The sequence below is a fragment of the Dietzia sp. HMSC21D01 genome (genome assembly GCF_001815995.1).
Taxonomy (GTDB): domain Bacteria; phylum Actinomycetota; class Actinomycetes; order Mycobacteriales; family Mycobacteriaceae; genus Dietzia; species Dietzia cinnamea.
The window spans coordinates 1-6,710 of record NZ_KV823904.1; the positions used below are offsets into that span (position 1 = coordinate 1).

Consider the following 6,710-nt stretch of genomic DNA (forward strand, 5'->3'; position numbering starts at 1 on the left):
CGGCTCGCTGGGATCTGCGGGGCTTGGTTCCCTGGGGTCGCTTGATTCGAGCAATTCGGGTTCGACGGATCTCGGTTCGTTGGGTTCACTGAATCCGAGCAATCCGGATGTTCCTGACGCTCCGGGCGCCCCGGATGTCCCTGGTGTCCCGGATGTCCCGAGTAGCCCCGGTCAGCGGGAGGCCCCCGGTGCCTCCGTTAACCCTGCGGCTCCCGGCACGTCGGGAGGCGCTTCGGGTGAGCGTCCGCACGCGATCGACGGTGGTGGAGCGTCTACTGTCTTTACCTCGCCGCCCGCGATTGGTCTAGCAGCACTGCTGCTTGCTCTCGGTGGCGCTGGCGCTGTGCTGGCCATCCGCCGGGTGCGCTAAGTGCAGTGATGTGAAGCAGGCGCGACGCCCGTTGTTGGGGAATTTCCCCCAACAACGGGCGTTTCGCTGTGGCTACCGTGGTAGGCAGAACTCGGGAGGACGAAGATGGTTGAGCGATCTCGCGTGAAACGCGGTGGCGAGAGCGGATGGCGGCGCGGTTCGGGCGTCATCGGACTTCTGCTGGCGGTGGCGATGCTCTCCGTGGGCGCGATGTTGTTCTTTACAGACGAGCCGTCATCTCCCGTGATTGACCCCAACCCTCCCCGCCCGTCTGCGCAAGGCACCGTCGATAGTGCGCCGCTCGCAAATGGCGATCAGCCTGCACCGCCAATGTTGCCTCCCGAGACGCTGTCGCTGGGGCCGCTGGGTGTGACGGCGCCCATTCTGAACGCAACGGTGCTGAACGGGGTTCTCACGCCCCCGTTGGATGTGACCCAGGTTGGAAAGTGGGTCGATGGTGCAAGATTGGAATCTGATAGTGGCACTGTGCTGATCGCCGGACACGTGAATATGAGCGGCCAGGGCAACGGTGCGTTGTTCAACTTGGCGCGTATCCGCCCCGGAGAGTTTGTGCACACCTCCGATGAACAGGGGGCCGTCACAACGTGGCGCGTGACGAACGTGGTCGAGCGCCCGAAGGCGGACGGCGTCGAAGAGAGTGTGCTGGACGGGCCGGAGGGGCCACGGAGATTAGCGGTTGTGACCTGCGGTGGAGACTTGGAATATATTAATGGCATCGGTGACTATGAGGACAACGTTTACCTTTACGCCGACCATGTGAACTGACCTCGACGGCATTGTGCTTCGAGTCGCATTCTAGTCAGGGTGGGAACGAACTTCGCCCGACTCGACGAGGTCGACGGGCAACCCCAGCTGGTTGTGAGCACCTCAGGCGGGACGCAGGTGTGCACCGCCGACCTGCCCGGCGCCACCAGGATCCCCAGCGCAACGGGCCGACTCACCGTCACCGTCGACGGACGCACCCGCACCGTCGACGCGGCGACCTGCGCGATCGACTGACGATGGGGCAGCGGGGCCCGGCGCACACACGCGCCGGGCCTCGCTGCCGCGGAGGCACCCGCCACCGACACCATTCGGTCATCGACCTCGCATCAGATGAGAACACGTTCTATCCTGGACGGATGGTCATCACCACCCCCACCGCCCGCGAGCTCACGCTCGATCAGATTCTCGAGCGTCAGCAGCAGGCGTTCCTCGCGGACCCGCAGCCCAGCGCCAAGGTTCGCCGCGACCGCATCACCCGGCTCAAGCGACTCGTCTTGGACAACGCCGCCGAGCTCACCGAGGCGATGCGCGAGGACTACGGCTCCCGCCCCGAGACCCTGTCCACGCTGACGGATATCGCGTCGTCGATCCCGGACCTGGACCACCAGCGCTCCCACCTCAAGAAGTGGATGAAGCCCACCCGGATCTCCCGCGTCCTGGACCGGGTCGGGTTCCACCAGCAGGTCCGGCACGACCCCAAGGGAGTCGTGGGGATCATGGGCCCCTGGAACTTCCCGCTGTACCTCACGATCGTCCCGGCCGGCTCCGCGCTCGGCGCCGGCAACCGCGTGATGCTGCGGCCGTCGTCGGTCACCGCGAACACCACCGAGGTGCTCGCCCGGCGCGCGCCCGACTACTTTGCCGTGGACGAGTTGGCCGTGATCGGGCCCGAGCACGGCCGCGGCTCAGATTTCTCCGTCCTGCCGTTCGACCACCTGTTCTTCACCGGCTCGCCGGCCGTCGGAAAGTCGGTGGCCAAGGACGCCGCGGAGAACCTCACGCCCGTCACGCTTGAGCTCGGCGGCAAGAACCCCGTGTTGGTGGACTCCAGCGCGGACATCGAGCGCGCCGCCCGCAGTGTCGCCGCCTCCCGTCTGGTCAACGGTGGCCAGGTGTGCATGTGCCCCGACTACGTGTTTGTCCCCGAGGACCGGGTCGACGCGTTCTGCGACATCGTGCTCGACCAGTGGCGCACCAGCCTGCCCGCGATCGTCGGCAACCCCGAGTACACGGCCGTCATCAACACCTCGAACTATGAGCGGATCGTCGGGCTCGTCGACGACGCCGTGGCCAAGGGCGCCGTCAAGCGCGACGCGACGCCGGCGGGGGAGCGGCTGCCGGACGCGGTGACGCGCAAGATCGCGCCGACCTTGCTCACCGGGGTCACCCCGGAGATGGAGATCGACGACGACGAGGTGTTCGGCCCCGTCCTGACGGTCTTCGGCTACAAGAGCGTCGACGAGGCGATCCGCTACATCACCGCCCGTCCCAGCCCGCTCGTCCTGTACTGGTACGGGGACAAGAACGAGCGCTTCGAGACCGTCGCCGACCGCACCCGCTCAGGCAACATCTACGGCAATGACTTCGGGATCGGGATGGTCTCGTCGGCGATCCCGTTCGGCGGCGTCGGCAACTCGGGGATGGGCGGCTACCACGGTCACTACGGCTTCCGGACCTTCACGCACGAGCGGGCCGTGGCGCTGCACTCGTTCAACACCAACGTCTCCGAATTCGTGGCCCCGCCGTATACCAAGGACAAGAAGCGGATGGCGTCGATCTACCTCGGGGCGATGCGCGCGCGGACGCGCCTCAAGCTCTAGTCCGGGCGCGCGGTCACTCCCCGCGGAACTCCGCCTTGCGCTTCTCCGCGAAGGCGCGGGGGCCCTCCTTGGCGTCCTTGGACGCGAACACCCGGCCACCCACCTCGGCGTCGACCTTGAAGGCCTCCTCCTCGTGCATGCCCTCGGTCCGACGGATCGTCTCGATCATCCCCTGGACGGCGAGCGGGCCGTTCGCGGAGATGAGGTCGGCGATCTCCAGGGCCTTGTCGAGGGCCGATCCGTCGTCGACGACGCGGCCGATGAGCCCGACACGCTCGGCCTCCTCCGCGGTGAGGTGGCGGCCCGTCATGAGGACCTCCATCGCGACGGTGTACGGGATCTGGCGCACGAGTCGGACCGCCGAACCACCGAGTGGGTACAGGCCCCACCGCGCCTCGGAGACACCGAACTTCGCGGACCGTCCGGCGACGCGGATGTCGGTGCCCTGCAGGATCTCGGTCCCGCCCGCGATGGCCGGCCCCTCGACCGCGGCGATGAGCGGCTTGCTCAGTCGACGGCCCTTGAGCAGGGCCGGGAGCTTCGTGAGGTCCCAGCCGCCGCCGGCGAACTTGTCCCCGGGGGCGTCGGAGTTCATGGCCTTGAGGTCGGCGCCCGCGCAGAAGAACCCGCCGGCGCCGGTGAGGATGCACGCCCGGATGTCGGGGTCGGTGTCCACCAGATCCCAGGCGGCTTCCATACCCCGCATCATCGGGCCCGACAGGGCGTTCCTGGCCTCGGGACGATTCATGGTGACGATCAGGACGTGCCCCCGCCGCTCGGTGAGCAGGTGCTGGTCCTCGGGGGTTGCGGCGCTGGTCATCTTCTATCTCCTGGAGGATTTCTTTATGCCGGGTTCGATGTAACCCACACCACGGGAAGGTAACACGTTCTAGTTTGGGGGCATGGCGTACACCATCGGAGATCTCGTAGAACACAGCGTGGACCGCGTCCCCGACCGGCTCGTGCTCGTGCAGGGTGATCGCGAGCTCAGCTTCCGGGAGCTCGAGGACCGTGCCAACCGACTCGCCCACCACCTGCAGTCGGTGGGGGTGGGGCCCGACGACAAGGTCGCGGTGTACAGCCGCAACACCATCGAGGCCGTCGAGGCCATGGTGGCGATCTTCAAGATCCGCGCGGTCATGGTCAACGTGAATTTCCGCTACGTCCCTGCCGAGCTCGAGTATCTCCTGGACAACTCCGACGCCGTCGCGGTGATCCACGAGCGGCGGTACTCGCAGACCCTGGCCGAGGCACTGCCCAGGACCCCGGGGGTCCGGCACTGCCTGGTGTTCGAGGACGGGACCGACGGACCGGACCCGGTGGTCCCCGAAAGCGTCTCCGTGGCGCACTACGAGGACGCCCTGGCGGCGCAGTCCCCGGAGCGGGACTTCGGCGAGCGCTCGAACGACGACATCTACATGCTCTACACGGGTGGCACCACGGGTTCACCCAAGGGCGTCATGTGGCGCCAGGAGGACGTGTTCATGGTCCTGGGCGGTGGCATCGACTTCCTCACGGGGGAGCGGGTCGCCGACGAATGGGAGCTGGCGAACAAGGCCGCCGACAGCGGGGTGCTGGTCCGGGCCGCGCTACCGCCGCTCATCCACGGCGGAGCCCAGTGGGCGATCCTCATGGCACTGTTCGCTGGTCACACGAGTGTGCTCATCCCGGAATTCGACGCGGAGACGGTCTGGCAAACGGTCACCGACCGCAAGATCAACCTGATGTTCATCACCGGTGACGCGATGGCGCGACCGATGATCGAGGCCTGGGACGCGGAGAAGTACGACCCCTCGTCGCTCTTCTACATCGGGTCCTCGGCCGCCCTCTTTTCGCCCTCGGTCAAGGACCAGTTCATCGAGGCCTTCCCCAACGCGATGATCTCGGACTCCATCGGCTCCTCCGAGACGGGCTTCTCGGGCATCGCCCTGGCAGAGAAGGGCAAGACCCACACCGGCGGTCCGCGCGTGAAGATCGACGGCGAGACCACGGTCCTCGACGACGACGGCAATGAGATCCAACCCGGATCGGATGTCATCGGCAAGGTGGCCCGGACCGGTCACATCCCGCTGGGGTACTACAAGGACGAGGCCAAGACCGCGGCGACGTTCAAGACGTACAACGGCAAGCGCTACTCCATCCCCGGCGACGACGCCCGGGTCGAGTCCGACGGCACCGTCACGATGCTCGGCCGCGGCTCGGTGTCCATCAACACCGGCGGCGAGAAGGTGCACCCGGAGGAGGTCGAGGCGGCCCTCAAGACGCACCCCGACGTGTTCGACGCGCTGGTGATCGGCGTCCCCGACGAGCGGATGGGGCAGAAGGTCGCCGCCGTGCTGCACACCCGGGACGGCAAGTGCCCGCCCATCGAGGAGATCAACGAGCACGCGCGCACGGAGATCGCCCGCTACAAGTGCCCGCGCGCGGTCTGGGTCGAGAACTCGGTCAAGCGCAATCCCGCGGGCAAGCCCGACTACCGGTGGGCCGCGGACATCGCCGCGTCCCGCCCCGCAGACGACAGCCAGGAGATCAGCAAGTGAGCATTCGCACTTCCCTCGCGGAGGAGTTCGGGATCGAGTACCCCGTCTTCGCGTTCACCCCGTCCAAGGCCGTCGCGGCCGCGGTGACCCGTGCCGGCGGCATGGGCGTGCTCGGGTGCGTCCGGTACAACGACGCCGCGGAGCTCGACGAGGTGCTCACCTGGATGGACGAGAACACCGACGGCAAGCCGTACGGGGTGGACATCGTCATGCCCAACAAGGTCCCCACCGAGGGGAGCCCGGAGGACATCGCCGCGATGATCCCCGAGGAGCACAAGTCGTTCGTCTCCCGGGTCCTCGACGACCTCGGCGTCCCGCCGCTCGGCGATGACGCCGAGCACAACGCAGGCGTCATCGGGTGGCTGCACTCGGTCGCCCAGTCGCACGTCGAGATGTCGCTCAAGCACCGGCCGGTACTCATCGCCAACGCGTTGGGCTCACCGCCGAAGCACATCATCGACCTCGCCCACGAGAACGGGATGAAGGTCGCCGCGCTCGCCGGCGCCACCAAGCACGCCCTGGCCCACGTCGACAACGGGGTGGACATCGTGATCGCCCAGGGAGGCGAGGCCGGTGGCCACACCGGCGACGTCGCGACGATGGTGTTGGTCCCCGAGATCGTCAAGGCCCTCGACGGCCGGGCCCCGGTGCTGGCCGCCGGTGGTATCGGCGACGGGACCCAGGTCGCGTCCGTGATCGGGATGGGCGCGCAGGGCGCCTGGATGGGATCGCGCTGGCTCACGGCCGCCGAGTACGCCGAGGACGGCGGGTCGCAGGCCATGCAGAAGGCGCTCGTGGCCGCGACCAGCCGCGACACCGTCCGCACGCGCATCTACTCGGGCAAGCCCGCGCGGCTGCTCAAGAGCAAGTGGACCGAGGCGTGGGCCGCCGCCGACGCGCCGGACCCGCTGCCGATGCCGCTGCAGAACATCCTCGTCGCGGAGGCCCACCAGCGGATCTCCGAGGCGCAGGATCCCGAGGTCGTGGCCATGCCGGCAGGGCAGATCATCGGCTCCCTCGAGGGCGTGGTGCCCGTGGCCGAGACGATGGCGCAGATCGTCGCCGAGTACGAGGCCGCCGTCGAGCGACTGCGCGCGACCCTGGCCTGACCGGACGGGCTCGTCTCGCCGTCATCGGCCAGATCCGCTACTCCGATTCGGGATCCGCGGTGATTGTCAACCTGTTGTGAGTCAT

6 protein-coding genes are annotated in these 6,710 nt (G+C 67.7%); 5 read left to right on the plus strand and 1 reads right to left on the minus strand.

The features are described from left to right. Window positions 1–475 precede the first annotated feature (475 nt). The 3 genes from HMPREF3086_RS18015 to HMPREF3086_RS08480 all read left to right on the plus strand — a co-directional run bounded on the left by HMPREF3086_RS18015 (window position 476) and on the right by HMPREF3086_RS08480 (window position 2,976). Window positions 476–1,156, plus strand: a complete 681-nt coding sequence (locus tag HMPREF3086_RS18015) for a class F sortase (protein WP_239550776.1) — start codon at window positions 476–478, stop codon at window positions 1,154–1,156. Window positions 1,157–1,195: 39 nt separating this feature from the next. Further along, complete coding sequence (locus HMPREF3086_RS08475; RefSeq protein ID WP_070721325.1) at window positions 1,196–1,390, plus strand: hypothetical protein; 195 nt, start codon at window positions 1,196–1,198, stop codon at window positions 1,388–1,390. Between the two features lie 122 nt (window positions 1,391–1,512). Then, window positions 1,513–2,976, plus strand: a complete 1,464-nt coding sequence (locus HMPREF3086_RS08480) for an aldehyde dehydrogenase family protein (RefSeq protein ID WP_070721328.1) — start codon at window positions 1,513–1,515, stop codon at window positions 2,974–2,976. Between the two features lie 13 nt (window positions 2,977–2,989). On the opposite strand, the gene HMPREF3086_RS08485 is transcribed toward HMPREF3086_RS08480, so the two are convergent. After that, complete coding sequence (locus HMPREF3086_RS08485; protein ID WP_070721330.1) at window positions 2,990–3,796, minus strand: crotonase/enoyl-CoA hydratase family protein; 807 nt, start codon at window positions 3,794–3,796, stop codon at window positions 2,990–2,992. An 82-nt stretch (window positions 3,797–3,878) separates the two neighbouring features. On the opposite strand from HMPREF3086_RS08485, the gene HMPREF3086_RS08490 reads away from it, so the two are divergent. Both HMPREF3086_RS08490 and HMPREF3086_RS08495 read left to right on the plus strand, forming a co-directional pair. Beyond that, complete coding sequence (locus HMPREF3086_RS08490) at window positions 3,879–5,516, plus strand: acyl-CoA synthetase (RefSeq protein ID WP_070721332.1); 1,638 nt, start codon at window positions 3,879–3,881, stop codon at window positions 5,514–5,516. A 2-nt stretch (window positions 5,517–5,518) separates the two neighbouring features. Continuing rightward, window positions 5,519–6,625 carry an NAD(P)H-dependent flavin oxidoreductase gene (locus tag HMPREF3086_RS08495; protein WP_070721334.1) on the plus strand — a complete coding sequence of 369 codons (1,107 nt, stop codon included), beginning with the start codon at window positions 5,519–5,521 and terminating at the stop codon, window positions 6,623–6,625. Window positions 6,626–6,710: the final 85 nt, after the last annotated feature.

Bases quoted from the DNA above. Each gene is read 5' to 3' on its own strand.
- HMPREF3086_RS08485 (WP_070721330.1), bottom strand. From the start codon at position 3,796: ATGACCAGCGCCGCAACCCCCGAGGACCAGCACCTGCTCACCGAGCGG.
- HMPREF3086_RS08490 (WP_070721332.1), top strand. From the start codon at position 3,879: ATGGCGTACACCATCGGAGATCTCGTAGAACACAGCGTGGACCGCGTC.
- HMPREF3086_RS08480 (WP_070721328.1), top strand. From the start codon at position 1,513: ATGGTCATCACCACCCCCACCGCCCGCGAGCTCACGCTCGATCAGATT.
- HMPREF3086_RS18015 (WP_239550776.1), top strand. From the start codon at position 476: ATGGTTGAGCGATCTCGCGTGAAACGCGGTGGCGAGAGCGGATGGCGG.